Annotated in this window: 20 protein-coding genes; 7 read left to right on the forward strand and 13 right to left on the reverse strand. The window is 71.0% G+C overall.

Annotated elements, in window-relative coordinates:
- Positions 1–317, forward strand: a 317-nt coding sequence (locus tag PIQ37_RS19575; protein ID WP_342074747.1) for a hypothetical protein, incomplete at its 5' end; no start/stop codon positions are given.
- An 11-nt stretch (positions 318–328) separates the two neighbouring features.
- Here the strand turns inward: PIQ37_RS19575 and PIQ37_RS19580 are convergent.
- The 6 genes from PIQ37_RS19580 to PIQ37_RS19605 form a co-directional block, all read right to left on the reverse strand.
- A complete protein-coding gene (locus tag PIQ37_RS19580; RefSeq protein WP_342074748.1) occupies positions 329–1,417 on the reverse strand; it encodes an MlaA family lipoprotein in 1,089 nt (362 codons plus the stop codon).
- A 3-nt stretch (positions 1,418–1,420) separates the two neighbouring features.
- A complete protein-coding gene (locus PIQ37_RS19585; protein ID WP_043093981.1) occupies positions 1,421–1,738 on the reverse strand; it encodes an STAS domain-containing protein in 318 nt (105 codons plus the stop codon).
- Positions 1,728–2,396 carry an MlaC/ttg2D family ABC transporter substrate-binding protein gene (locus PIQ37_RS19590; RefSeq protein ID WP_017909943.1) on the reverse strand — a complete coding sequence of 223 codons (669 nt, stop codon included), beginning with the start codon at positions 2,394–2,396 and terminating at the stop codon, positions 1,728–1,730. Before PIQ37_RS19590 ends, PIQ37_RS19585 begins: the two co-directional genes overlap by 11 nt.
- Complete coding sequence (gene mlaD / locus PIQ37_RS19595) at positions 2,393–2,932, reverse strand: outer membrane lipid asymmetry maintenance protein MlaD (RefSeq protein ID WP_017909944.1); 540 nt, start codon at positions 2,930–2,932, stop codon at positions 2,393–2,395. The genes PIQ37_RS19590 and mlaD overlap by 4 nt, the downstream gene beginning before the upstream one ends.
- 103 nt (positions 2,933–3,035) lie before the next feature.
- The gene (locus PIQ37_RS19600; RefSeq protein ID WP_017909945.1) at positions 3,036–3,785 is read right to left on the reverse strand and encodes an MlaE family lipid ABC transporter permease subunit; all 750 of its coding nucleotides are present in this window, start codon (positions 3,783–3,785) and stop codon (positions 3,036–3,038) included.
- The gene (locus PIQ37_RS19605; protein WP_342074749.1) at positions 3,785–4,576 is read right to left on the reverse strand and encodes an ABC transporter ATP-binding protein; all 792 of its coding nucleotides are present in this window, start codon (positions 4,574–4,576) and stop codon (positions 3,785–3,787) included. Before PIQ37_RS19605 ends, PIQ37_RS19600 begins: the two co-directional genes overlap by 1 nt.
- Positions 4,577–4,907: 331 nt before the next feature.
- Here PIQ37_RS19605 and PIQ37_RS19610 point away from each other — a divergent pair, with 331 nt between their 5' ends.
- The gene (locus PIQ37_RS19610; RefSeq protein WP_017909947.1) at positions 4,908–5,195 is read left to right on the forward strand and encodes a DUF6916 family protein; all 288 of its coding nucleotides are present in this window, start codon (positions 4,908–4,910) and stop codon (positions 5,193–5,195) included.
- On the opposite strand, the gene PIQ37_RS19615 is transcribed toward PIQ37_RS19610, so the two are convergent.
- The 5 genes from PIQ37_RS19615 to PIQ37_RS19635 all read right to left on the reverse strand — a co-directional run bounded on the left by PIQ37_RS19615 (position 5,188) and on the right by PIQ37_RS19635 (position 7,957).
- A complete protein-coding gene (locus PIQ37_RS19615) occupies positions 5,188–5,757 on the reverse strand; it encodes a GNAT family N-acetyltransferase (protein ID WP_342074750.1) in 570 nt (189 codons plus the stop codon). The two genes, PIQ37_RS19610 and PIQ37_RS19615, sit on opposite strands and share 8 nt — an antisense overlap.
- Before the next feature lie 7 nt (positions 5,758–5,764).
- On the reverse strand, positions 5,765–6,301 hold the full coding sequence (locus tag PIQ37_RS19620; RefSeq protein WP_017909949.1) for a phage tail protein: 537 nt from the start codon (positions 6,299–6,301) through the stop codon (positions 5,765–5,767).
- A gap of 58 nt (positions 6,302–6,359) precedes the next feature.
- Positions 6,360–6,887, reverse strand: coding sequence for a phage tail protein (locus PIQ37_RS19625; RefSeq protein WP_017909950.1), 528 nt, complete (start codon positions 6,885–6,887; stop codon positions 6,360–6,362).
- A gap of 68 nt (positions 6,888–6,955) precedes the next feature.
- Entirely contained in the window at positions 6,956–7,501 is a 546-nt protein-coding gene (locus PIQ37_RS19630) for a phage tail protein (RefSeq protein WP_017909951.1), read from the reverse strand.
- 51 nt (positions 7,502–7,552) lie between these two features.
- On the reverse strand, positions 7,553–7,957 hold the full coding sequence (locus tag PIQ37_RS19635; protein WP_267112391.1) for a hypothetical protein: 405 nt from the start codon (positions 7,955–7,957) through the stop codon (positions 7,553–7,555).
- Here PIQ37_RS19635 and PIQ37_RS19640 point away from each other — a divergent pair.
- From PIQ37_RS19640 to recD, 4 genes are all read left to right on the forward strand, one after another.
- Complete coding sequence (locus PIQ37_RS19640) at positions 7,857–12,809, forward strand: putative Ig domain-containing protein (protein ID WP_342074751.1); 4,953 nt, start codon at positions 7,857–7,859, stop codon at positions 12,807–12,809. The two genes, PIQ37_RS19635 and PIQ37_RS19640, sit on opposite strands and share 101 nt — an antisense overlap.
- A gap of 459 nt (positions 12,810–13,268) precedes the next feature.
- Positions 13,269–16,676, forward strand: coding sequence for an exodeoxyribonuclease V subunit gamma (gene recC / locus PIQ37_RS19645; RefSeq protein WP_342074752.1), 3,408 nt, complete (start codon positions 13,269–13,271; stop codon positions 16,674–16,676).
- Positions 16,673–20,518, forward strand: coding sequence for an exodeoxyribonuclease V subunit beta (recB, locus tag PIQ37_RS19650; RefSeq protein WP_342074753.1), 3,846 nt, complete (start codon positions 16,673–16,675; stop codon positions 20,516–20,518). Before recC ends, recB begins: the two co-directional genes overlap by 4 nt.
- Positions 20,515–22,506 (forward strand): exodeoxyribonuclease V subunit alpha, encoded by a 1,992-nt coding sequence (recD, locus tag PIQ37_RS19655; protein ID WP_342074754.1) that lies wholly within the window; start codon positions 20,515–20,517, stop codon positions 22,504–22,506. The genes recB and recD overlap by 4 nt, the downstream gene beginning before the upstream one ends.
- Positions 22,507–22,645: 139 nt before the next feature.
- Here the strand turns inward: recD and PIQ37_RS19660 are convergent, their stop codons facing one another.
- Positions 22,646–23,389: an SDR family NAD(P)-dependent oxidoreductase gene (locus PIQ37_RS19660; protein WP_342074755.1), complete on the reverse strand. Its 744-nt coding sequence runs from the start codon at positions 23,387–23,389 to the stop codon at positions 22,646–22,648.
- An 85-nt stretch (positions 23,390–23,474) separates the two neighbouring features.
- Between PIQ37_RS19660 and PIQ37_RS19665 the strand changes: the two genes are divergently transcribed.
- Positions 23,475–24,041 carry a TetR/AcrR family transcriptional regulator gene (locus PIQ37_RS19665; protein ID WP_342074756.1) on the forward strand — a complete coding sequence of 189 codons (567 nt, stop codon included), beginning with the start codon at positions 23,475–23,477 and terminating at the stop codon, positions 24,039–24,041.
- Positions 24,042–24,269: 228 nt separating this feature from the next.
- On the opposite strand, the gene PIQ37_RS19670 is transcribed toward PIQ37_RS19665, so the two are convergent.
- Positions 24,270–24,602, reverse strand: a complete 333-nt coding sequence (locus tag PIQ37_RS19670) for a hypothetical protein (RefSeq protein ID WP_152236469.1) — start codon at positions 24,600–24,602, stop codon at positions 24,270–24,272.
- Between the last annotated feature and the right edge of the window lie 184 nt (positions 24,603–24,786).

Genomic DNA, 24,786 nt, shown 5'->3' on the forward strand with positions numbered 1-24,786 from the left:
CACGACGGGCATTTTTCGACGGCACATCCATGTGCCGGCGAAAAACGACGCGCATCCTGCGCGTCGCCCTTCGGGTACTCGCCCGCCGCGGCTGCCGCGCCGAGGGGACCCCGGTAAATCAACAGCCAAAGCAACAGCCAAAGCCAAAGCCAAAGCCAAAGCAAGAGCAAGAGCAAAGCGAAGGCACGTCCGCTACGGATACGGCGTCACCCGCTGCAATCCAACAGCCATTCCACTCTGCGCTGCTGCTGTGCGCGGTGGCAAAAAAGTTCAGGCACAAAAAACCCGGCCGAAGCCGGGGTTTTTGTGCTGCCTAAGTGCAGGCGACTCAACGACCGCCGCGCCACTCCGGGACCGGCATCGCGTCCACCGGTACCGTCGGATTGGTTTCTTCCTCGCGCAGATAGGCTGGCAGATCGTCGTCCTGACGCTTGTGCCCGCGCATGTCGCTCTCGATCTGATAGTTGCGGCGCTGCAGCCACGCATCGCGGGTCAGCTGATACTCGTCCGGCGCCTGGTCGCGCAGACTGTCCAGCGACAGCAACTGCGCGCGCGTGTCGACCAACTGCAGGCCCTGCAGGCCGATGCGCACCCGGTCCTCCTCGATCTGCTGCAGTGGTGACAGCGGCGCGTCGCCGACCAGGCCGAACGCATCGCGCACCGTGCGCGGGCCGAACAACGGCAGTTCCAGGTAGCGCGAGCGGCGCCAGCCCCACACGCCCAGGGTCTGGCCGAAGTCCTCGCTGCGCCGCGGCAGGTTGGCGTCGGTGGCCGGGTCGAAGATGCCGCCGATGCCCAGCGTGCTGTTGATCAGGAACCGGCTCAGGGTCTGCCCCGCCTGCAGCGGACGGCCCTGCAGCAGCTGGTTGACCATGGTCAGCGGCGAACTGAGGTTGTCGAAGAAGTTGGTCACGCCCAGCCGCACCGGCCGCGGCACCACGTTGACGTAGGCGCGCGCCAGCGGCCGCGCCACGCCACGATCGACCACGTTGTTGAAGGCATGCACCTTGCGGTTGAACTTCTCCCACGGATCGTAGCTCTGCGGTGCAGGCACGCCCTCCGGCAGGGTCGGATCGGCGACCGGGTTGTACGGGTCGCCGCCGTACAGCGCGGCGTAGTCGTCCTCGGCCGAGGTCGGCGTGCCGTTGGCCGACCCGGCGCCCGGGGCAGCACTCGCCGGCGGCATCGCCGCCGGCGCGCTTGCCGATGCCGGCGCGGCGCCGGTGTCCATGCCGGTGGCGCTGTCCGCGGTCGCCGCTGCGGCGTGCGCATCGGGAGCCGCGGCGCTGTCGCCGGCGGCCGGCGCGGTCTGTGCCACCGGCGGCGGGGGCGGTGGCGGCGTGCGCTTGGGCGCGCCAGCACAGGCGCCCAGGGCGGCGGCCAGGGTCAGGGAGGTGAGGATACGCAGCACGTTCATGTGTCAGCTCGCCGCAGGGGGAGAGTGGAAGTCCAGGGTCGAGGCCAGCCGGTAGGCGGCGCTCAGGTCGGTCAGGCCGGCCGGGGCGCCATGGATGGCGACCTCGGCCTGGCCCTGGGCGCGCAGGCGCGCGGCGAGTTCGGCGAGCAGCGCCAGACCGGCGCTGTCCACCCGCGAGACGGCCTGCAGGTCCAGCGCGCGTGCGCCTGGCAGCGCGCGCAGCGCTGCCGGCCACAGCGCGGTGGCCGCCGCACGGTCGAGCACGCCGCTCAGCGCGAGCGTGTCGCCGTCGCGGCGCAGTTGCGGCGCATCACTTGCCACTGTTGCCCGCCGGTGCCGCCTGCAGCGTGCCGTTGCGCAGCTCGGCCGCGACCTCGGGGATCGACTTGTTGCGCAGCGGGGTATCGAACTGGTTGCGGAAGGTCTGCACGTAGGACACGCCCTCGACCATCACGTCGAAGATCTTCCAGCCGGCGCCGGTGTTGCGCAGCAGGTAGTCCACCGGCACCGGGTCGCCGCCGCTGCGCAGCAGCTCGGTGGAGACCTTGACGCCGCGGCCGCCCGGCAGCGGGGTTTCCGACTTCACCCGCACCTGCGGCTTGCCTTCGAAGGTCAGCAGCGAGGTGCCGTAGCGCTGCATCAGGTTGTCGGCCATCGCGTCGCCGAACAGCTTGACGTCGGCGTCGGAGGCGCCGCGGCCGTGCACGCCCAGCACCAGGCGGGCGGCGTAGTCGCGGTCGAAGGACTTGTTCATCTCGCTGTCGATGAACTGGCGCAGCGCGGTGGGATTGCTCTTGAACTCGCTGCGGCGCTGTTCCAGCGTGGTCAGGATGCGCGTGCTGTTCTCCAGCACCACCTTGCTGGCCGAACCGGCCTGGGTGGCGGCGGCGGCCGGCGCGGCGGCCTGGGCCAGGGCGGCGGAGGGGGCGGCCACGGCCAGCGCGGCGGCGAGAGCGGCGGAAAGCAGTTTGATCGTCATGGCTTGGGTTCCGTTGCGGGCGTGGTGGGATCGGCCGAGGGTGCGGCAGCGGGTGTTGCGTTCTTGTCGCCGCCGGCACTGCCGCCGCCGAACATGTACTTGCCGACCAGCTGGATCAGGTCCACAGCCGGCTGGGTGAAGGCGATTTCCTGGCCGGGCTTGAGCGTGTCGGGGTCGCCACCGGGCTGCAGGCCGACGTAGCTCTCGCCCAGCAGGCCGCTGGTCAGGATCGCCGCCGAGGTGTCGGCTGGCAGGTCCTTGTATTTGTCGTCGATGGACAGGGTCACCACCGAGTCGAACTTGGTCGGGTCCAGGTCGATCTTGGCGACCTGGCCGATGATGACGCCGCCGATCTTCACCGGTGCCTGCGCACGCAGCTGGCCGATCTGCGAGAAGCGCGCGACCAGGTCGTAGCGGTGGCCGCCGAAGCCCCACTGGCGGTTGGTGGAAGCCAGCGCCAGCACCAGCAGCGAGGCCAGGCCCAGCAGCAGGAAGGCGCCGACGGCGAACTCGAGACGGGGACCACGGAGAGCCATAACGTGTCTACCTTGTTGATTCAGCGTGGCCGCGGCGCCAGTGCCGCGACCGGAATGTTGCCGCGGAGCCTGCCGTCGCCGGCCGGACCCGCGTTGGCGCCGCTCAGCGGAACAGCAGCGCCGACATGACGAAGTTGAACATCAGCACCAGCAGCGAGGCGTTGACCACGGCGCGGGTGGTGGCCACCGAAGTGCCCTCGATGGTCGGCTCGGCATGGAAGCCGACATAGGCCGCGACCAGCGCCGCCGTGCCGCCGAACACCGCCGACTTCAGCATCGCCACGCCGAAGTCGTCCCAGAAATCCACGCTGCTCGACAGCGCCGACCAGAACGTGCCGCGGTCCAGGCCGAGTGCCGCCACCGCCTCGAAGTAGCTGGCGCTGATCGCCAGCGAGCAGAAGATGCCGGTCAGCAGCGGCACGGTCAGCACCGCCGCCCAGAAGCGCGGCGCCACCGCCTTGGCCACCGGGTCGATCGCCATCAGTTCCAGCGCCTTGATCTGGTCGGTCGCACGCATCAGGCCGAGTTCGGCGGCGATGGAACTGCCGGCGCGGCCGATGAACAGCAGCGCGGTCAGCACCGGCGCCAGCTCGCGGTACAGCGACAGGCCGAGCAGCGTGGACAACGCATCGGAGGCGCCGTAGGTCTGCAGCGTGCGGTAGCCCTGCAGGGTCAGCACCAGGCCGACGAAGGCGCCGCCCACCGCGATGATCGGCAGCGAGCGCGCGCCGACCTTGTAGATCTCGCGGATCAGCTCGGCGAGCAGGTCGCGGGTCGGCAGCGAGCCGCGCAGCACGGTCAGGAAGAACAGCCCGGCGCGGCCCAGGGAACGGATCGGGGCAACGATGGCCATCAGGCGGCGCTCCGCGCGCGCTGCGGCGCATCGAACGGGATCGGGCCGTCGGGACGACCGTGCAGGAACTGCTGCAGCAGCGGGTCGGTGCTGGCCTGCAATGCCTGCGGGGTGCCGGCGAAGACCACGCCGCCGTTGGCGATGGCCACGGCCTGGTCGCAGATCGGCAGGGTCTCGTGGACGTGGTGGCTGACGATGATGCTGGTCAGGCCCAGGGTGTGGTTGAGGCGCTGGATCAGGCTCATGATCACGCCGGAGGCGATCGGATCCAGGCCGGTCAGGGGTTCGTCGTAGATCATCAGCGGCGGATCCAGGGCCAGCGCCCGCGCCAGCGCCACGCGCCGCGCCATGCCGCCGGACAGCTCGCGCGGCCAGGCGTCGGCAGCGGCCAGCAGGCCCACCGCATGCAGCTTCAATGCGACCAGCCGCTGCAGCACCGGCTCGGGCAGGCGGGTGTGGGCGCGCAATGGCAGCGCCACGTTCTCGGCCACGCTCAGGTCGGTCAGCAGGCCGTTGCCCTGCAGCAGCACGCCAATGCTCTTGCGCGTCTCGCGCAGCGCACGGCTGCCGCGCGGCAGCGGCTTGCCGAACACCTGCAGCGTCCCCGCGGCCGGCACCAGCTCGCCGGTCAGCGCCGCCAGCAGCGTGGACTTGCCGCTGCCGGAGGGGCCGAGCACCGCGGTGATGCTGCCGCGCGGCACGCTCAGCGAGACGTCGCGCAGGATCGCCCGGCCGCCGCGGTCGATGCGCACGCCCGACAACTGCACCAGATTGGATTCGGAAGACGCCATCGCGACCTTTAACGAAAATACAACATAGGATCGATCCGTTCGGCTGAACTTAACCGAACTGGCCCGTGCAGTATTGTGGCACTGCGCGGGCCGGTGTGCGCGCCCGCTTCGCCCCGTTCATGCAACAGCGTGTCATACGGCCGCGCATTGGCCGCCGGCGACGCCGCACATCGCCTCGGGATGGCCGCCACCGCGCCAGCGCCGCGCAGCTGCACTTGAGGTGTGGACAAAGGGCGGTGTGGACAAATGCCCGCACAGCGCTTGTGCGCGTCGCGACGGCACGCGACGATGCCGGCATGGCGCCCGTGCCGAACCACACCTGGAGTCAAGGATGGAGCTGTTGAGCTTGGAACACTTCGCAGGAAGCGTGAACGAGACGTTCTCGGCGCAGTTGAACGAAGGCGAGGTCGCATTCGTGCTGGTCGAAGCGCGGCCGCTGCCGACGCCGCCCGCGGCGCGGCGCGCGCCGTTCTCGCTGCTGTTCCGCAACGGCTCGGCGTTCCTGTTTCCGCAGCAGACCTACCAGATGCGCCATCCGCGCTTGGGCGAGATCGGTATCTTCCTGGTGCCGGTCGCGCGCGAACGCGACGGCTTCCTGTATCAGGCGGTGTTCAACTGACGCGCGCGGCCGGCTTCGTGCCGGCGCCATCCCAGCGCATGGCCAGATGGGTCTGGCCGGCCTCGCCAGCGACAAAGCCCAACTGCGCGTAGAGCCGCTGCGCTGCGGGATTGGCATGCAGCACGTGCAGCGTCAGTGCGCGCCCATCCGCATGCGCGAGCGCCTGTGCCTGCGCGATCAGCGCGCCGCCGATGCCGTGGCTGCGGCAGTCCGGCAGCAGGCTGATATCGACCAGGACGTGCGGATCCGTGCTGCGGTCCAGATACAGCCTGCCCAGCCGCGCGTGCGCGTCTTCCACGATCAGGAAGTCCGCGCCGGGAAAGTGCTGCAGATAGTGCGCATGCTGCAAGGCGAACTGCTGGTCGAGAAAGGCGCGCTTGGCTGGCTCCGGCCAGGGGACTGCGGCCAGTTCGTCGCGCCGCGTGCTGGCGTACAGGTCGCGTAGCCAGTCCAGGTCCGCGGCCTGTGCTGCGCGCAGGACGATGCCGCGCGCCCGCAATGCGGGCGGCGCGGCGAGCCCGGCGTCCCGTTGCGGAAAGCCGGGCGACGCGGCGATCGACATCATGTCCTCAGTTGAAGACCGGATAGTTGCCCTGCAACGCGATGCAGAAGTTCACCGCCAGATACGGCTGCCGGTTCTCGTGCGCCTGGCCGATGCCGGTGGGCATCAACATGGTCGGGGAGAACTGCGTGTTCGGCGCGACCGCCAGGAACGGGCGTTCGGTATTCACGTTCAGCGTCGACAGGGCGACACCGCTCGCAGGCGAAGCGGTTTTCTTCGTGCCATCCGGCTGCGAGGCAGCAGTGACCCCGTGCTGGTGCATGGGGATCTGCGTGCTCTGCAGGCTGACCGATGCCGAGCCGAAGTTGCTGCCCAGCGTGTGCGGCGTCAGGCCCGGCCCCGCGCCCTGCTGGCAACCGGCGCGCGTGACGAAATTCGGCAGTTGGAACGTGGTGGTGCCATTGCCGCCGTAGGCCACGCCGAGCAGGGAATACAGTACGGTGTTCTGCGTGATCGGCAGGGTGGCGCCGTTGCACAACGCCCAGCCGTACGGGTTGTAGTCGAAGCCGAACAGCTGGATTTCGCCGATATAGGGTTCGGTCATGAGCGGATTCCTCCGATGAGCGGATGCGTGCCGCGGCCGTGTCGGCGCGGCGCAGAGGTCAGGCCTGTTGCGGGAAGATGCCGGTGGTGGCGATGCAGTACTGCACGGTCAGCGTCGGCATGACGTTGTCGTGCGGTTGGTTGCCGCCAGCGAAGGACGTGCTTTGCGGCGACAGCGACAGCATCGTGGCGCCGGTGACGTCGCTTGCATAGAACTGGCTACCGTTGACCGCGGCCGGCAACAGCCCGGCGGGCGCGGTGGTGGTGGCCGCGGCGGTGGTGGCCTGCGCGGTATGCGTGTGTGCCGGCATCTGCAGCTCCGTCAATGTCACCGTCTCGGTGCCTGCGCGCTGGGCGAGCGGGTAGTTGCTCAGGCCCGGTCCCTGACCCTGGTGGATCGGCAGGCGACCACGCAGATCCGGCACGCCGAAGGTGCTGGTGCCGTTGCCACCGTAGGCAGTGCCGAGCAGGACGTACAACGGTTCGTATTCGGAGATCTGCAGCAGCGAGCCGTCGCACGCCTGCCAGCCCTGGGGCGTACGGCCGAAGCCGAACATGCGGATTTCGCCGATGAAGGGAGTACCCATGAGATGCTTCCTGGTCGATGAGGCGCCACGCGCACGACTGTGCGCGGCGTGCCCGGATGCGGATGCGCCTAGCTGCGCGAAGGGAAGATGCCGGACAGCGCGATGCAGAAATTGATCGTGGTGTACGGCTGCACGTTCGGATGCGCCTGGCCGCCGCCGCTATTGGCGATGGTGGACTGCGACAGTGGCACCGTTGCCCCTGGCGCAGCGTACAGCGCGTGCGGAGTTCCAGTAGGGATGTAGTTGTTGGCGAACAGGCGGCCGGTCGGTATGCGGTTGTCACCGTTGGCGCTGCTGCAAGTCATCAGGTGGGTATGCGGGGGCAGGTTGTCGCCTACCAGCGTCACCGTCTCCGCGCCGGCGGCCTGGCCCATCGGCACCGCAGGCGGCTGCCACGCCGGGTCGGCCGATGGCCCGTAGCCTACCGGCGTGCGTCCGCGCATGTCCGGCAAGCCGAAGGTGGTTTTGCCGTCGCCGCCGAAGCGGGTGCTGAGCAGACTGAACAGGGCCTGGTTCTGATTGATCGGCAGCAATTGCCCGTTGCACTGCGCAAAATATTTTGGCGCAAACGCGAAACCGGTCAGCATGATCTGACCGATGAAGAACTCGCTCATGCGGATCTCCCCCCGGAGTGGATGGCGGCAGACCTCGTGTCTGGCGCCAGACTACTTAATCACGACTTCGGCGACTTGCAAGCGACGATTTCGCTGAACCAGACAGACGTGACGCATTTGTTGCTTTACGCGGCGTCGAATTTGCTGTTCCAATGGCCGCGCGACGCGCACGGCCGATGCTTGCTGGGCCGATGTTCCGCGAAGTCCGAGGCACCAGGATGGCTGCCAGCGCCCATGGGGTGGCGCGTTTTGGGGGAATCGAAATATGTCTACAAAATGCTCCGCATCGAGCGGCGTGCGACGGATGTTGCGTTGGCTGATGGCGCTGCTGTTGATGACGACGTCGCAGGTTTGCATGGCTTTGTACTGCCCGTCGCCTAAAACCGCGACCGTGAACCAGGGCCAATCGGTGACGTTCGACGTCAGCGACTGCGACGGGACCTCGAACGGTGGCATGACCGATCCTCTTGTGCAGCCTGCGCACGGCAGTTTCGTGCTCAGCCAGCAGTCCGGTCCTGGCACGCAGACGGTGACCTATACCAACAACGGGGACGGCGCGACCTCGGACTCGTTCTACCTGCTGGACGAGGACAACAACCAGGTCGTCTTCAACATCACCATCAACCCCTCGCGCACCGCCAGCATCGCCGTTTCGCCGTCCAGCGCCAACGAGGACAGCGGGACGGCCTTCGTCTACACGGTGACGCTGAGCCAGACCAACAGTTCGGCGACCACGGTGAACCTGACCCGGAGCGGCACCGCGACCAGCGGGACCGACTACACCGGCGCGGTCAGCAGTGTCGTGGTGCCGGCCAACACGACGTCCGCCAGCTTCAGCGTCACCCCGGTCGCCGACACGACGGTGGAGCCGGACGAGACGGTGATCTTCCAGGTGGCAAGCGGTAGCGGCTACTCGATCGGCAACCCGTCCAGCGCCACCGCCACCATCGTCAACGACGACTATCCCTCGGCGAGCATTGCGGTGTCGCCGGCCAGCGTGGCCGAGGATGGCAGCGCCAATCTGGTCTACACCGTCACCCTGAGCCAGCCATCGCCGTCGGCGCTCTCGATCGGTTTCAGTGTGGGCGGGACCGCGACGTCCGGTACCGATTACGCCGCGGTCAACTCGCCGCTGGTGATTGCAGCCGGGCAGACCAGCGGCACCATCACCGTCGATCCCACCCCCGACAGCACCGTCGAACCCGACGAGACCGTGGTGATCAGCCTCAACGCGGGCAGCGGCTACACGGTGGGCTCGCCGTCCAGCGCCACCGGCACCATCCTCAATGACGACCAGCCGGCGCTGACGATCAACGACGTGTCGCAGAACGAAGGCAATGCCGGCAACACCGCGTTCACCTTCACCGTCTCGCTCAGCCAGCCGGCCGGTAGTGGCGGGGTCAGCTTCGACATCGCCACCGCCGACGGTACCGCGACCGCGGGCACCGACTACGTCTCCTCCAGCGTGAACGGGCTGACCATCCCGGCCGGCAGCAGCAGCGCCACCTTCACCGTGCAGGTGATCGGCGACACGCTCAACGAGCCCAACGAAACCTTCTTCGTCAACGTCACCAATGTCAGTGGTGCCACGGTCGCCGACGGGCAGGGCCAGGGCACGATCGTCAACGACGATGCGGTGCCGGCGCTATCGATCGGCGATGTCAGCGTCGCCGAAGGCAACAGCGGCACCACCACGGCGACGTTCCCCGTCACTCTCAGCGCCGCCAGCGGCCAGACCGTCACGGTCAACTACGCGACCGCCGACGGCAGCGCCAATGCCGGCAGCGACTATGTCGCCCGCTCCGGCACGCTGACCTTCGCGCCCGGCACCACGACGCAGAACGTGGCCGTCACGGTCAACGGCGATACCACCGTCGAGCCGGACGAAACCTTCACCGTGAACCTGTCGGGCGCCAGCAACGCCACCATCGCGCGTGCCACCGCGACCGGCACCATCCTCAATGACGATGCGGTGGTGACGATCTCGCCGACGTCGCTGCCGGCGGCCACCGCCGGCACCAGCTACAGCCAGACCCTGAGTGCCAGTGGCGGAACCGCACCGTATGGCTTCGCGATCACCACCGGCACATTGCCGGTGGGGATGCTGCTGAGTTCCGCCGGCGTGCTGTCCGGCACGCCCAGCGGCAGCGGCAGCTTCAATTTCACCGTGTCCGCGACCGACAGCGGCGCGTCGCCCATCAGCGGTAGCCGTGCCTACACGTTGACGGTGGCGGCGCCAACCGTGTCGCTGCCGGCGACGACCCTGCCCAACGGCACCGCCGGCCAGGCCTACAGCGCGGCGATCACCCAGGCCAGCGGCGGCATCGCGCCGTACACCTATGCGGTCACGGCCGGCGCCTTGCCGGCGGGCGTGACCGTCAACAGTGCGACCGGTGCGCTCAGCGGCACGCCCACCGTGACCGGCAATTTCAGCTTCACCCTGGTCGCGACCGACAGCACCTCCGGCACTCCGGGCCAGGCGGCGCGCAGCTATACGCTGGCGATCGTGGCGCCGACCCTGACCGTCGCCCCGTCCACCCTGCCGTCCGGGACCGCGGGCACCGCCTACAGCCAGACGCTGAGCACCAGCGGCGGGACGGCCCCCTACACCTATGCGCTCAGTTCCGGTGCCTTGCCTGCGGGCCTGAGCCTGAGCAGCGCCGGTGTCCTATCCGGCACCCCGACCGTGGCCGGCAGTTTCACCTTCGTCGTCGGCGTCACCGATGCCGGCAGTTTCGGCGGCTCGCACGCCTACACCCTGTCCATCGCCTCGCCGACCCTGGCCATCACCCCGCCGACGTTGCCGGCAGCGGCGATCAACGCCAGCTACAGCCAGGCGCTGAGCACCAGCGGCGGCACCGCGCCGTACAGCTATGTGCTCAATGCGGGCGCCTTGCCGAGCGGGATGAGCCTGAGCGCGGGCGGCGTGCTGTCCGGTACGCCGACCACGGCCGGCAACTTCGCGTTCACCGTGGACGTGACCGACGCCAACGCCTTCACTGCGGCGCAGGCGTTCACCCTGACCGTGGCCTCGCCGACGCTGACGCTGTCGCCGCCGGCGCTGCCGGCCGGCACCGCGGGCAGCGCCTACAGCCAGGCGCTCAGCGCCACCGGCGGTACCGCGCCCTACAGCTACAGCCTCGCCACCGGCGCGCTGCCGGCCGGGCTGAGCCTGAGCGCCGCCGGCGTACTGTCCGGTACCCCGACCCAGGCGGGCAGTTTCGTCTTCACCGCCACCGTCACCGACAGCACCGCCGGCGTCCCCGGCCAGGCCAGCCGCAGCTACACGCTGAGCATCGCCGCGCCGACCCTGACCCCGGGGCAGCCGACTTTGCCTGCCGGCACCGCGGGCACGGCGTACAACCAGACCCTGAGCACCAGCGGCGGCACCGCGCCGTACAGCTACAGCGTGGTCAGCGGCGCGCTGCCGGCCGGGATGAGCCTGACCACGGCGGGCGTGCTGTCCGGCACGCCGAGCGCGGCCGGCAGCTTCGCCTTCAGCATCAAGGTGAGCGACGCCAACGGCTTCTCGGCCACGCAGGCCTACACCCTGACCATCGCCTCGGCGGTGCCGGCACCGGTGGCGGCGAACGACACCGGCGCCACCCTCGTCGATACCGCGCTGACCCTGGCGGTCACCGGCAACGACACCGGCAGCATCGACAGCATCGCCATCGCCACGGCGCCCAGCCACGGCACGGCGACCGTCGATGGCGTGCGCCTGGTGTACACGCCGGCGCCGGGCTACGTGGGCGTGGACAGCGTGCACTACACCGCCATCGGCGCCGGTGGCAGTTCGGCGCCGGTGGTGGTCACCATCACCGTCAATGCCCGCCCCATCGCGGTGTCGGTGACGGTGCCGGCGGTGACCGGGCAGGCGCAGACCCTGGACGTCACCCGCGACGCCTCCGGCGGTCCGTTCGTGGCGGCCGCCGTGGTCGCGGTGCTGCCGGCCAATGCCGGTACCGCCACGATCACCCGCGCGGCCGCGAAGGCTGCGGGCGTGCCGACCGCGGCCGCGGACGACGGCCCGGGCTTCATGCTGACCTTCGTGCCGAACCCGGCCTTCTCCGGCAACGCCACGGTGCGCTTCACCCTGTCCAACGCGTATGCGACCTCGGCCGAGGCGGACATCGTGTTCATGATCGCGCCGCGCCCGGATCCGACCCAGGATGCGCAGGTGCGCGGCCTGATCGACGCGCAGGCCGAGTCGACCCGGCGCTTCGCCAAGGCGCAGATCGACAACTTCCAGCGCCGCCTGGAGGCGACCCACCGGGGTGCGCGTGGCTTCGACAACGGCGTGAGCTTCCAGGCCGGCTCGCAGTGCCGCCAGCGCGACCGCACGCTGCAGAGCGATCGCAACCTGGACGCGCAAGCGTGCGATCCGGCCAACCGCGACCTGCGCGACGGCGCCATGGACGGCGGCGCCGACACCGCGTCGGCGGCACCACGCGATGCCACTGCGGCAGGCGATCTCGGCCTGTGGGTGGGTGGTGCGATCCGCTCCGGCAGCCTGGACAAGCAGTCGCAGCGCGCCGGCGTGGATTTCCAGACCGATGGCCTGAGCCTGGGCGCCGATTACCGCGTCTCCTCGTCCTTCGCATTGGGCGCGGGCGTGGGCTTCGGCCGCGACGACAGCGATGTCGGCCGCGACGGCAGCCGCAGCAAGTCGACCGCGTACACGCTGGCGCTGTATGCCAGCTATCACCCGGGCCAGACGCTGTTCTTCGACACCCTGGTCGGCTACCAGCTGCTGTCCTACGACCTGCGCCGCTACGTCACCGACAACGGTGCGCTGGCCGAAGGCGACCGCAGCGGCCACCAGTGGATCGCGTCGCTGTCGGCCGGTGCCGACCTGCAGCGCGGCGATTGGCAGATCACCCCGTACGCGCGGGTGGATGCCGCGCGCGCCACGCTGGACGCCTACAGCGAAGCGGCGATGGCGCCGTATGCGCTGCGCTACGAAGACATGGACGTGGCCACCACCACCGGCAACCTCGGCCTGCGCCTGGAATGGCGCCGGCAGATGACCTGGGGCCGGCTGACCCCGCAGTTCCGGCTCGAGTACCAGCACGACTTCCAGGGCCGTGGCGACGCCACGCTGGGCTATGCCGACATCGTCGGCGGCACCCTGTACCGCACCGGGCAGAGCGTGTACGACCGCAACCGGCTGATGTTGGGCGTGGGCGTGGTGTTCAGCACCGACCAGGGCCTGTCCACGCGCGTGGAATACCGCGGCGTGACCGACGGCGACAGCGGCAGCGGCAGCGACCAGACCTGGATGTTCAACGTCGAGAAGAAGTACTGACGTTCAAGCCCCTCTCCCCCCCGGGAGAGGGGTTGGGGTGAGGGTCCGGCGCGAAGCGTCTCGTGATGTTCGGGTGCACGAGAGCTGCGCCCGTACCCTCATCCGGCCCTTCGGGCCACCTTCTCCCGGTGGGAGAAGGGAGTCCGCTAGCCCCTCTCCCGCCGGGAGAGGGGTTGGGGTGAGGGTCCGGCGCGAAGCGACTCGCGATGTTTGGGTGCACGAGGCTGCGCCCGTACCCTCATCCGGCCCTTCGGGCCACCTTCTCCCGGTGGGAGAAGGGAAGAGCTAGCCCCTCTCCTCCCGGGAGAGGGGTTGGGGTGAGGGTCCGGCGCGAAGCGACTCGCGCTGTTCGGGTGCATGAGGCTGCGCCTGTACCCTCATCCGGCCCTTCAGGCCACCTTCTCCCGGTGGGAGAAGGGAACAGCGCCGCCTGCGCGCATCCGGCACAATGCCCGGCACATGCCTGCCCCGTCCGCGCCCGATTTCCGGCTGTATCCGTCCAACGCGCTGGATACCCTGGCCGCCCTTCTCGCCGAAGAACTGCGCCGGCCGCCGCCGGAGCAGCCCTTGCTGGCGCCGGAGGTGGTGCTGATCCCGCAGGTGGCGATGCGGCGCTGGCTGCAGTCGACCCTGGCCGCGGTGCACGGGGTGGCAGCGAACCTGGAGTTCCTCACCCCCGGCGAGTTCGTCGCGCGCGCGCTGGAGCGCAATCTCGGCGCGGCGGCCGACGATCTGGACATGGCGACCATGCATTGGCGCCTGTACGCGGCGCTGCAGGGCGACCTGGGCAGCGACGCGGCACTGGCGCCGCTGGCCGGCTATCTGGCCGACGGCGATGCGCTCAAGCCGTGGAGCCTGGCCGGCGAGCTGAGCAACGTATTCGAGAAGTACCAGGCCTGGCGCCGCGACTGGCTGCTGCGCTGGGAAGGCGGCGCCGACCCGGACGATCCGCAGGCGCGCCTGTGGCGGCGTATCGCCACGGGCCGCGCCTACCGCGCACGCCGCATCGGCCAATACCTGGACCGCTACGCGCGCCCCGACGGGCCGCTGCCGCAGGGCCTGCCGCGGCGCCTGTTCGCCTTCGCCGTGCTCAACATTTCCCCGGACGTGCTGCGCGTGCTGGCCACGCAGGCGCGCGCCGGCACGCTGCACTTCTACCTGCCGACCCCGGCGCAGGGCTACTGGGGCGATCTGCAGACCCTGTGGCAGCGCCGCCGCGAGGGCGGGGCGGTGGAGCTGTTCGCCGAGCAGGTGCAGGAGAATCCGCTGCTGCAGGCCTGGGGCGCGGCCGGGCGCGACTTCATGGCGCTGATCGGCGACTACGAGGTGGTGCACCCGCTGGCCGAGATCGCGGTCTACGCCGATCCGCTGGAGTCGGGCCGGCGCGCGCTCGCCGATGGCGGCCTCGGCGACAGCCTGCTGCGGCGCATGCAGAGCGACCTGTTCCATCGCCGCGCGCCGGCGCGGCCGGCGCCGCTGCCCGCGGTGGATGCGCACGATCCCAGCCTGCAGGTGCACGCCTGCCACACCCGCCTGCGCGAACTGCAGGTGCTGCACGATCAGTTGCGTGCGCTGTTGGACGACCCGCGCTTCGAGCCGCCGCTGCAGCCGCGCGAGATCGCGGTGCTGTCGCCGGACATCGACCCCTACGTGCCATACCTGGACGCGGTGTTCGGCGGCCACGCCGGCGACGACGCCTTGCCCTATGCGTTGGCCGACGCCAGCCCGCTGGCCAGCGAGCCGTTGGCGGAGGTGTTCCTGGCGCTGCTCGGGCTGCCGATCGCGCGCTTCGGCCTGCACGAGATCCTCGACCTGATCGCCAGCGCGCCGATCGCCGAGGCCGCCGGCCTGGACGAGGCCGGGCTGGAACGCCTGCGCAGCTGGCTGCACGCTGCCGGCACGCGCTGGGGCCTGGACGCGGCGCACCGGCAGCGCCACCAGGCGCCGGCCGACGACGCCTACACCTGGCGCTTCGCCCTGGACCGGCTGCTGCTCGGTCACGCCAGCGGCGCCGAGGACGACATCGACGGCGTGGCGCCGTGGCCGCAACTGGAAGGCAGCGCCCTGGCCGCACTGGACACGCTGCTGCGCCTGCTGCGCGTACTCGACCGCCACCAGGCCGCGCTGGCCGAGCCGATGCCGCCGGCGCAGTGGCGCGAAGTGCTGCTGGGCCTGCTCGAGGCGCTGCTGCCGCAGAGTCCGTCGGCGCCGCGCCAGCAGCGTGCCTTGGAGCGGCTGCGCGCGCTGATCGACCAGTTCGCGCGCGACGCCGCCCGCGCCGACTACGCCGACGCGGTGCCGGCCGAGGTGGTGCGCGCGCACTTCGCCGCGGTGCTGGGCGAATCGGACACGCGCGCGCCGCTGCTCACCGGCGGCATCAGCTTCGGCCGCATGGTGCCGATGCGGCTGCTGCCGTTCCGGGTGATCTGCCTGCTGGGCATGAACGACGGCGATTTCCCACGCCGCGATCCGGCCGCCGGGCTCAACCGCCTCACCGCCGAACTGGGCACCACGCGCCGCCGCCACGGCGACCGTTCGACGCGCGAGGACGATCGCTTCCTGTTCCTGCAGCTGTTCGCCTCGGCGCAGGAAGTGTTCTACCTGAGCTATCTCGGCGCGGACGCGCGCGACGGCAGTGTGCGCGAACCCTCGCCGCTGGTCGGCGAACTGCTGGCCTGCGCTGCCCAGTACCACGCCGACCCGGCCGCGGCCGCGGCGCTGGTGGTGCGGCATCCGCTGCAGCCGTTCGCCGCTGCCGCGTTCGGCGCCACTGGTGCCGAGGCCGCCGATCCGCGCCGTTTCAGCTACCGCCGGCAATGGCGGCCGGCGGTGGACAGCCTGGTCGGCCAGCGCCAGCCGCTGGCGCCGTGGATCGACGCGCTGCCCGCCGCGTCCGACGACGCGCTGCCTTCGCAGCTGTCCATCGACGATCTGCGCCGCCTGCTGGTCGATCCGGCCGGGCAGTTCCTGCGCCAGCGCCTGGGCCTGCGCCTGCCCGATCCGGCGCAGGCCGACAGCGACCTGGAACCGTTGCTGGCGCCCAGCCGCGGGCTCGATCAGTACGGCCTGCAGCAACAGGTGTTCGAGGCGGTGCTGCGCGAGGACACCGACGCCCTGTACGAACGCCTGCGCGCCCGTGCACTGCTGCCGTCCGGGCCACTGGGCCGGCGCCAGCTCGACGAGCGCGTGCGCCAGTTGCGCCCGTACGCCGAGGCGTTCCGGCATTGGCGCGGCAGCGATGCCGCGCCGCTGGCGCCGCGGCTGCAGGTGGACCTCGACGGCACCGCGCTGCACGGCCGCCTGCCGGGCTGGTACACGCCGGGCGTGGCACGGGTGCAGGTGGGCGCCTTGAGCGGGCGTAGCGCGATCCGCCACGGCCTGGAATGGTTGCTGCTGCGCGCCGCCGGCGAACGCGTGCCCTACGTGCGCTTCTTCGACCACGACGACAGCCTCGGCCCGCATCCGATGGACCGCGACCCGCTGCCCGCCGCGCAGGCGCAGCAGGCGCTGGCCGCGCTGCTGCAGCTGTATCGCCACGGCCGCCAGGCGCCGCTGGCGTTCGCGCCGTACAGCAGTTGGAAGTACTACCAGGCCGCGCGCGCTGGCGATCTCGACAAGGCGATCAAGGAGGCCGCCGCGCAATGGCAGGCCAGCTTCGGCTGGAGCGAGGCGGACAGCCCGGAACTGCGCCTGGTCGGCCGCGGCCGCGACCCATTCGCCGACGCGCAGCGTTTCGCCGACTTCGCCGCCACCAGCCAGCGCGTGTTCGGCCTGCTCGAACAGGGCGACGCCGGCCCCGCACTCGATCCCGAGCGGCTCAGCGAAAGCTGGCAGCGCTGGCGCGGCACGCAGGACGACGCCGAATGAGCGCCGCGCCCAACCGCGACCCCTACCTGCAGTTGCCGCTGCACGGCGTGCGACTGATCGAGGCCAGCGCCGGCACCGGCAAGACCTTCACCCTGGCCACCCTGTTCACCCGCCTGGTGGTCGAACGCGGCCTGCGCCTGGGCCAGATTCTCGCCGTCACCTTCACCGAGGCCGCCACCCAGGAACTGCGCCGGCGCATCCGCGAGCGCCTGGCACTGGCGGCCAGCCTGGTCCCCGATCCGGACCAGGACCTCGTAGGAGCGGCTCTTGTCCCCTTTTCGGGATTAGCCGCGACCGACCTCGCGACCGACCCATCGCATCCAACACCGCAACAAGACCCACCCGACGTCGCCCTGACCCGCGACATCCTCACCGCGCACCTGGCCGCGAGCACCGAAACCCCCACCGCCCTGCGCCGCCGCCTGCAGCAGGCGGCCGAGGACATCGACCTCGCCGCCATCTTCACCATCCACGGCTTCTGCGCGCGCGTGCTGCGCGAGCATGCGCTGGAAAGCGGCCAGGCCTTCGCCGCGCCGCAACTGCTCACCGACGACCGCGAACTGCTGCGCGACGTCGCCGCCGACCTGTGGCGGCAGCGCGCCGCCGATCCAGCGATGGCCGAGGATCTGGTGGCGCTGTGGCCGGGCGGACCTGACGGCATGGCCATCGATCTGCGCGAACTGGTGCGGCATCCGACGCTGTTACCGGCCGCGCCGGTCTTTTCCGCCGAGGACGGCGCCGTGCTGCAGCAGGCCGCGCAGCGCGCCGGCGTGGCGCTGGCCGAGGCGTTCCGCACCCACGGCACCGCCTGTTTCGAAGCGATCGCCGCGGCGATCGAGGCCGGCGTGCTGAGCAAGGTCAGCTACAAGCCCGACTGGCTGACCGCGCTGTGGCACTGGCTGGACGCCTTCGCCGCGGCGCCGGCGGCGGACGTGCCGCCGCATCCGAAGCTGGTCAAGCTCACCGCCGCCGAACTGGCCGCCGGCACCAACAAGAAGCACGCCGAGCGCACCCCGGCCTCGCCGCTGGGCCACGCCATCGACGGCTACCTCGCCGCGTTGGCGCAACTGGCGCAGTGGCGCACACGACGTCGCATTTGTCTCTTGCACGCGTTGCGTGCCGACGCGGCGGAGCGGCTGGCCTATCTCAAGCGCCAGCGCCGCGTGCAGACCTACGACGACCTGGTCGAGGGCGTGGCGCGCGCGCTGGAAGGCCCGCACGGCGCCGCCCTGGCGCAGCGGCTGCGCGCGCAGTATGCGGTCGCCCTGGTCGACGAATTCCAGGACACAGACGACCGCCAGTGGACGATCTTCCGCAAGGTGTTCGCCCCGGCGACGGCCGATGCCAACGTGGTGCAGGACGATGCGGCGCTTGCGCCATCGCTGTCGGCGCCGGACGACACGCCGCCGCTGCTCGCCCTGATCGGCGACCCCAAGCAGGCCATCTACGGCTTCCGCGGCGGCGACGTGCGCACCTACCTGGCCGCCGCCGCGGACGCCGAACGCGCGCCGCCGCTGGCGCACAACTTCCGCTCGCGCCCGGCGCTGCTGGCGGCGATCGACGCGCTGTACGCGCAGGCCGGCTACGCCGAGGCCTTCCTCACCGACGGCATCGCCTTCCACCCCGTGCAGCCGGGCAGCAAGCGCGTCGATGCCGACCTGCAGCGCGGCGGCGCGCCGGCCCCGGCGCTGACCGTGTGGCGCGCACCGGAACCGCCGCCGCCGGCCACCGCCAAGCCGGGCAAGCCCAAGCCGTGGAGCGCCGGTCGCGCCCGCGAGCTGTGCACCGCCGCCTGCGTGGCGGCGATCCGCGGCTGGCTGGCCGAGGCGCGCGACGGCAGCGCCAGCTTGCTCGGCCGACCCGTGCAGGCGGGCGACATCGCGGTGCTGGTGCGCAGTCATGGCGAGGCCACGCGCATCCAGCAGGCGCTGGCCGCGGCCGGCATTCCCGCGGTCGCCGCCGGCCGCCGCAGCCTGTTCGCCACTGATGAAGCACTGGAACTGCTGGCACTGCTGCAGGCGCTGCTCGATCCCGGCGACGACGGCCGCCTGCGCGCCGCACTGGCCACCGTGCTGATCGGCGAGGACGCCGCGGCCATCGCCGCGCTTGACCACGACGGCGAGCGTCACCGCCGCTGGCAGCAGCAGGCGCTGGACTGGCGCGAGCGCTGGCAGCGCGGCGGCCCGCTGGCGCTGATCGGCGACCTCGGCGCCGCACACGGGCAGCGCCTGCTGGCATTGGTCGACGGCGAGCGCCGCCTGACCAACTACCTGCAGCTGGCCGAGCTGCTGCAGGAAGCCGACACCCGCGCGCTCGGCCCGCATGGGCTGGTCGACTGGCTGGCGCGGCGCATCGCCAACGCCGACGACAGCGACGAAACGCAGCAGCTGCGGCTGGAGTCGGACGCGCGCCGCGTGCAGATCGTCACCCTGCACAAGAGCAAGGGCCTGGAGTATCCGCTGGTGTTCCTGCCGTACGCCGACATCGGCCGCAGCGAGCGCAGCCCCGGGCGCCACTGCGTGGTGCCGGCGCCGCAGGGCGGGCGCCAGTTGCAGTGGAACACCGGCCGCAGCGGCGGCGAGTCCGATCCTGCCTGGGACACCGCCGAAGCCGCGTGGAAACAGGAACAGCGCGCCGAGGACGCGCGCCTGCTCTACGTCGGCCTGACCCGCGCCGAACACGCGCTGTGGATCGCCACCGGCGCCTTCCCGCAGCACGAACGCACCGCACTGGCGCCGATGCTGCGCGACCTCGACGCCTTGCAGGCCGCCGCCGGTCCCGGCGCGGTCGCACTCGACAGCACACCGCCGCCGGCACAACTGCCGCGTCTGCCACCCGAGCCGGCGCCGCCGGTGCCGCCGGCGCGGGTGCCGCAGCGGCGCGTGCTGCCGGAGTGGTGGGTGTACAGCTTCACCCAGCTCGCCAACGCCGACGCCGGCAGCGACCCGATGGCCAGCGCCACCGTGCCCAGCAGCGGCGGCAGCGACGAACCCGCCGCCAGCGAGCCGGTCAGCGCCGCGGTGGAAGTGGACATGGTCGACCGTCGCTTCGTCGGCAACCGCTTCGGCGTGGCCATGCACGACGTGTTCGAGCGCTGCGACTTCGCCGCCTGGCGTAGCTGGCAGCCAGGCCAGCCGGCGCCGGCCGGCCAGGCCACCGCCATCGTCGAAGCGCTGCAACGCGGCGGCTATGCCGAGGACGAACTGGAAGACGGCACCGCCATGCTCACCGCCTTGGTCGGCAACACCCTCACCGTCGCCCTGCCCGAAGGCACCTGCCTGGCCGCGGTGCCGGACGCGCAGCGGCGCAACGAAATGGAATTCCACTTCGCCATGCGCCCGACCCGGGTCGATGCGCTACTGGCGCTGCTGCACCGCTTCGGCGTGGCCGGCGAGCGCCAGGCGTTCGGCACGCGGCAACGCCTGGAGGGGCTGATGACCGGCCTGATCGATCTCACCTACCAGCACGACGGCCGCTGGTACGTGCTCGACTACAAGTCCAACCGCCTGCCGGCCTACGACCCCGACGCCCTGTCGCGGGCGATGGCGCACAGCGAGTACACCCTGCAGGCGCTGATCTACACCGTGGCGCTGCACCGCTGGCTGCGCTTCCGCCTGGGCGGTGCCTACGACTACGCCCGCGACTTTGGCGGCGTGCGCTACCTGTTCTGCCGCGGCCTCGATGCCGCACGCGACCCATCGCCGGGCGTACACGCCTGGCGCTTCGACCCGCAACTGATCGAAGGCGTCGACACTCTCTTCGCCGGCGCCCCGGCTGAGCCCCTCTCCCCCCGGGAGAGGGGTTGGGGTGAGGGTACGTCCGCCCACGGAGCCACCCCGTGAGCCAATCCAACCTCCTCACCACGCTCTACCGCACCGGCACCCTGCGCACGCTGGACCACGCCTTCGCGCACAGCCTGAGCCGCCTCGACCCGAACACCCCCGACCTGGTCCTGGCCGGCGCCGCCCTGGCCTCGCTGGCAGTGACCAGCGGCCACGCCGGCCTCGACCCGGCACGCGCCAGCCTCCTGCTCGACAGCCGCGACGGCGCCGCCCCCACGCTGCCCACCGCAGACGACTGGACCCGCGCGCTGGCAGCCTCGCGCTGGATCGCGCAACCCGCCGCCGAGGGCGCCGCCAGCCCCGACTGCCCGCTCGTACTCGAACACGGCCTGCTCTACCTGCGCCGCTACCGCGAGTACGAACGACGCCTGGCCCTGGGCCTGCGCCGCCTCGCCGCGCAGCCGCTGCCGCACAGCGACCTCGCCGCCCTCGCGCCCCTGTTCGCCCAGCTCTTCCCTCTCCCCCCGGGAGAGGGTGCCCGCAGGGCGGGTGAGGGTCCGACCGCTAACGATCCATCCGATCGCCAAGCCCAAGCCGCCGCGCTCGCCCTGCGCCGTGCCCTGCTGCTGGTCACCGGCGGCCCCGGTACCGGCAAGACCACCACCATCGCCCGCCTGCTGCTGCTGCGCCTCGCCCAGGCCCGCGCCGCCGGCCTGCCGTCGCCGCGCATCGCCCTGGCCGCGCCCACCGGCCGCGCCGCCGAGCGCATGGCCGAGAGCCTGCGTGCCGCCGTGGCGCGCGCACTCGCCGACGGCGTCGACCCCACCCTGGCCGAGGCCCTGCCGGCCGGCGCCATCACCCTGCATCGCCTGCTCGGCGTCATCCCCGACCTGCCGCGCTTCCGCCACGACGCCGACAACCCGCTGCCGTTCGACCTGATCGTGATCGACGAAGCGTCCATGGTCGACCTGCCGCTGATGTGCAAGCTGGTCGAAGCCGTGGCCGACGGCGCGCAACTGATCCTGCTCGGCGACGCCGACCAGTTGCCCTCGGTGGAAGCCGGCGACGTGCTCGCCGCGATCCTGCAGGCCGCCGGCCCCGGCGACGCATTGCAGCCCGACGACGCGCAGGCGCTGCAGCCGCTGCTCGGCCACAGCGCGGTCGCGCACGACCGTGGCGGCCAGGCCGGGCACCGCGTGCACCTGCTGCGCGGCTACCGCCAGGCCCAGGACTTCGCCCTGGCGCCGCTGGCCGACGCCGTGCGCAGCGGCGATGCCGACGGCGCCCTGCGCCTGCTGCGCGACGGCCAGCTCGCCGGCGTGCAGTTCCACGAGGGTGTCGACGACGCCCTCGCCGCCGGCGGCGATGCCCTGCTCGCGCACTGGCGCGCCCTCGGCGACGCCGACGACCCGGCGCAGGCCTTGCGCGCTGCCGCGCGCCTGCGCCTGCTCACCGCCGTGCGCGCCGGCCCGCAGGGCGCGCGCGGGCTCAACGCACGCATCGAGCAATTGCTGGCCGAGACCGCCAGCGGCGCGCGCCGCCTCGGCGCCGCCTCGCCCTGGTTCCACGGGCGCCTGCTGCTGATCACCGAGAACAGCTATCGCCACGGCCTGTTCAACGGCGACGTCGGCATCTGCCTGCGCGACGCGCAGGGCACCCTGGTCGCCTGGTTCGACGGCGCCGGCGACGGCCAGGTCCGCGGCTTCCACCCGGCCGCGCTGCCCGCGCACGAGAGCGCGTTCGCCATGACCGTGCACAAGGCCCAGGGCAGCGAATTCGACGAAGTCTGGCTGCAGTTGCCGGCCCGCGACGCCCGCGTGCTCAGCCGCGAACTGGTCTACACCGGCATCACCCGCGCCCGCCGCGCGCTGCACATCGCCGCCAGCGAACCGGTGCTGCGCGCCGCACTCGCCCGGCATGCGGCGCGGATTTCGGGGTTGGCGTGGCGGTTGGGTGGAGTGGAGCCGAGCGTCGATCCGCCACAACCGCCACGGCCAGCGCCTCCAGCGAAGGATGAGCCGGTCCCCAGCCAGGGCACGTTGTTCTGACTGCTCCGGGCGCGTTGCACTGCGCGCCCGATTCGCCTGCGGCAGACGTCATGGAAAACGTCCGCTTCTCTGCAGGCAAGGCGCGTGCGGCGCAAAGCCGCTCGTTCTGGCTGGCCGCCACACACGCCCGCAAGCGGCCCTAGATGGCCATGACCCCGCCATCGACGAACAGTTCGTGCCCCGCGATGAAGCCGGACGCGTCCGAGGCCAGGAACAGCACCGCCTCCGCAATCTCCTCCGCATCACCCAGACGCCCGAACGGGATCATCTGCTTGAACGCCGCTTCGGCATCCGCATTGGCTTCCAGATAGGCCTGCATGGCCGGCGTGTGGACCATGCCGGGCGATACCACGTTCACGCGGATGCCGCGGTGCTTCAGGTCGGTCGTCCAGGTGCGCGCGAAGGAGCGGATGGCTGCCTTCGTCGCGCTGTACACGGAGAGCGCGCCGATCCCCTTGCTGCCGGCCACCGAGCTCGCCAGGATCACCGCGCCGCCGGTCGCCATCAGCGGCAGCGCCTTCTGCACGGTGAAGACCGTGCCCTTGATGTTGGTCGCCAGCAGGCGCTCCAGATGCGCGACGTCGATCTCGCCCAGCGCCGCCGACTCGGACACGCCCGCGTTGGCGAAGACGACGTCCAGCCGGCCATGGTCCTGCTGGATGCGCGCATAGAGCCGATCCATATCCTCGGGAACGCCGACATCGCCCTGCACGCCCGCCGCGCCGCCGCCGATCTCCGTCACGGCGGCGTCCAGCCGGTCCTGCCGCCGCCCTGTGATGTAGACCTGCGCGCCTTCCTTCGCAAACGCCTTCGCGGTCACCAGGCCGATGCCGTCGGTGCCACCGGTGATCGCGACCACCTTGCCCTCGAATCGCTTGTCCATTTCGCTTCCCTTGATAAGTGGAGGATTGCTCCACTTACTATACGGAGGTAGTCTCCGCTTCCACAAGCCATCCCGGAAAGCACCGTTGACCGCCGACACCCCCCTGCGCGCCGATGCCCAGCGAAACCGCGAACGCCTGCTCGCCGCGGCCGAGGAGGTGTTCCTGGAGCGCGGTGCCGAGGCGTCCATGGAAGACGTCGCCAAGCGCGCCGGCGTGGGGATCGGCACGCTCTATCGGCGCTTCCCCACGCGCGAGTCCTTGTTCGCCGCGGCCTACAGCGGGCGCTTCCTGTCGCTGGCTGCGGCCAGCCACACGCGCGCCAGCACGCTCGATGCGTTGGCCGCGCTGCGCGTCTATCTCGAGGAGTTGGCGCTGCATACCAGCGTCTATCGCGGGCTTGCCGCCTCGCTCGGCGCGGTGCTGCAGAGCGGCACGCCGGGCTGCGAGGCCGTCAGCAAGGAGGGTCAGCAGCTGTTGCGGCGCGCGCAGAAGAGCGGCGTCGTCCGCCGCGACGTCTCGTTCGACGATCTCGTGGTCGTCGCCACCGCGACCTCGCTGGGCACCGAGCAGCTCGGCTCGCCGAAAGCGCGAATCGCGCATCTGATCGGGCTGTTCGTCGACGGCATCGCCGCGCCCGCGCCGCGTGCTTAGCCGGTAAATTCCGCGGGCGCAGGCAGGCGCTGCTGCCAGTGCGATGTGCAAGGCCCATCCGCAATCCGGCAAGAGCCTCAGATATCCGTACTCGTATCCGTACTCGCGTGTGGCAGACACCGCACCCAGTCGAAGCGAGACCACGCTGCGCGCCGCGCTGGCGCGGCACGCAGTGGGATCTCACGGTCGGCGTAGCGTCATCTGAGACGACGCACGCCAGCGACGCGTTTACTTGGCCGGGACGCGCTGGTACTCGTCGCTACCGGTGTTGAGGTGCCCATCGGCCTCGTCGATGGCGAAGTTCACCGTCTCGCCGTCGTTGCTCACCTGAAGCACGCCGTCCTTGTAGATGGCCGGGTAGCTCTCGGTCTTGGGCTTGCGGGTGAAGAAGCGCGGGGTGGTGTTGCGCACCATGAACGACTCCCCATTGCGCTCGATGTCGATCGTGTCGTCCTTCGACTCCACGTTGACCCAGTGGCCGACGAACTTCTCACCCTCCACCCTGGCGCAGCCGGTCACCAGCATCGCCGCGGCCAGCGCCGCTCCCATCCACTTCGTCATGTCCCCGCCTCCGGTGTTGGAATCGGGGCGAGGATGCGGTGGGCTGGATGTATGGGAGGTCAAGAATGGGGAGGAGATCATGCCGGGCGCCGGTTGGCCCGAATCCCCCCTCCGCACGCCATTCCGCGTGCTGCCGAGGCTGGAGCAGTGTGGAGTTCGGTGCCTGTCACTATGACGGTTTGCG

It is taken from the genome of Xanthomonas protegens (genome assembly GCF_038442435.1).
GTDB classification, from domain to species: domain Bacteria; phylum Pseudomonadota; class Gammaproteobacteria; order Xanthomonadales; family Xanthomonadaceae; genus Xanthomonas_A; species Xanthomonas_A sontii.

Excerpts from the sequence above, each read along its gene's own strand:
- PIQ37_RS19580 (WP_342074748.1), bottom strand. The coding sequence starts at position 1,417 with ATGAACGTGCTGCGTATCCTCACCTCCCTGACCCTGGCCGCCGCCCTG.
- PIQ37_RS19590 (WP_017909943.1), bottom strand. The coding sequence starts at position 2,396 with ATGACGATCAAACTGCTTTCCGCCGCTCTCGCCGCCGCGCTGGCCGTG.
- mlaD (WP_017909944.1), bottom strand. The coding sequence starts at position 2,932 with ATGGCTCTCCGTGGTCCCCGTCTCGAGTTCGCCGTCGGCGCCTTCCTG.
- PIQ37_RS19600 (WP_017909945.1), bottom strand. The coding sequence starts at position 3,785 with ATGGCCATCGTTGCCCCGATCCGTTCCCTGGGCCGCGCCGGGCTGTTC.
- PIQ37_RS19605 (WP_342074749.1), bottom strand. The coding sequence starts at position 4,576 with ATGGCGTCTTCCGAATCCAATCTGGTGCAGTTGTCGGGCGTGCGCATC.
- PIQ37_RS19610 (WP_017909947.1), top strand. The coding sequence starts at position 4,908 with ATGGAGCTGTTGAGCTTGGAACACTTCGCAGGAAGCGTGAACGAGACG.
- PIQ37_RS19615 (WP_342074750.1), bottom strand. The coding sequence starts at position 5,757 with ATGTCGATCGCCGCGTCGCCCGGCTTTCCGCAACGGGACGCCGGGCTC.
- PIQ37_RS19620 (WP_017909949.1), bottom strand. The coding sequence starts at position 6,301 with ATGACCGAACCCTATATCGGCGAAATCCAGCTGTTCGGCTTCGACTAC.
- PIQ37_RS19625 (WP_017909950.1), bottom strand. The coding sequence starts at position 6,887 with ATGGGTACTCCCTTCATCGGCGAAATCCGCATGTTCGGCTTCGGCCGT.
- PIQ37_RS19630 (WP_017909951.1), bottom strand. The coding sequence starts at position 7,501 with ATGAGCGAGTTCTTCATCGGTCAGATCATGCTGACCGGTTTCGCGTTT.
- PIQ37_RS19640 (WP_342074751.1), top strand. The coding sequence starts at position 7,857 with ATGGCTTTGTACTGCCCGTCGCCTAAAACCGCGACCGTGAACCAGGGC.
- PIQ37_RS19635 (WP_267112391.1), bottom strand. The coding sequence starts at position 7,957 with ATGCCACCGTTCGAGGTCCCGTCGCAGTCGCTGACGTCGAACGTCACC.
- recC (WP_342074752.1), top strand. The coding sequence starts at position 13,269 with ATGCCTGCCCCGTCCGCGCCCGATTTCCGGCTGTATCCGTCCAACGCG.
- recB (WP_342074753.1), top strand. The coding sequence starts at position 16,673 with ATGAGCGCCGCGCCCAACCGCGACCCCTACCTGCAGTTGCCGCTGCAC.
- PIQ37_RS19660 (WP_342074755.1), bottom strand. The coding sequence starts at position 23,389 with ATGGACAAGCGATTCGAGGGCAAGGTGGTCGCGATCACCGGTGGCACC.
- PIQ37_RS19670 (WP_152236469.1), bottom strand. The coding sequence starts at position 24,602 with ATGACGAAGTGGATGGGAGCGGCGCTGGCCGCGGCGATGCTGGTGACC.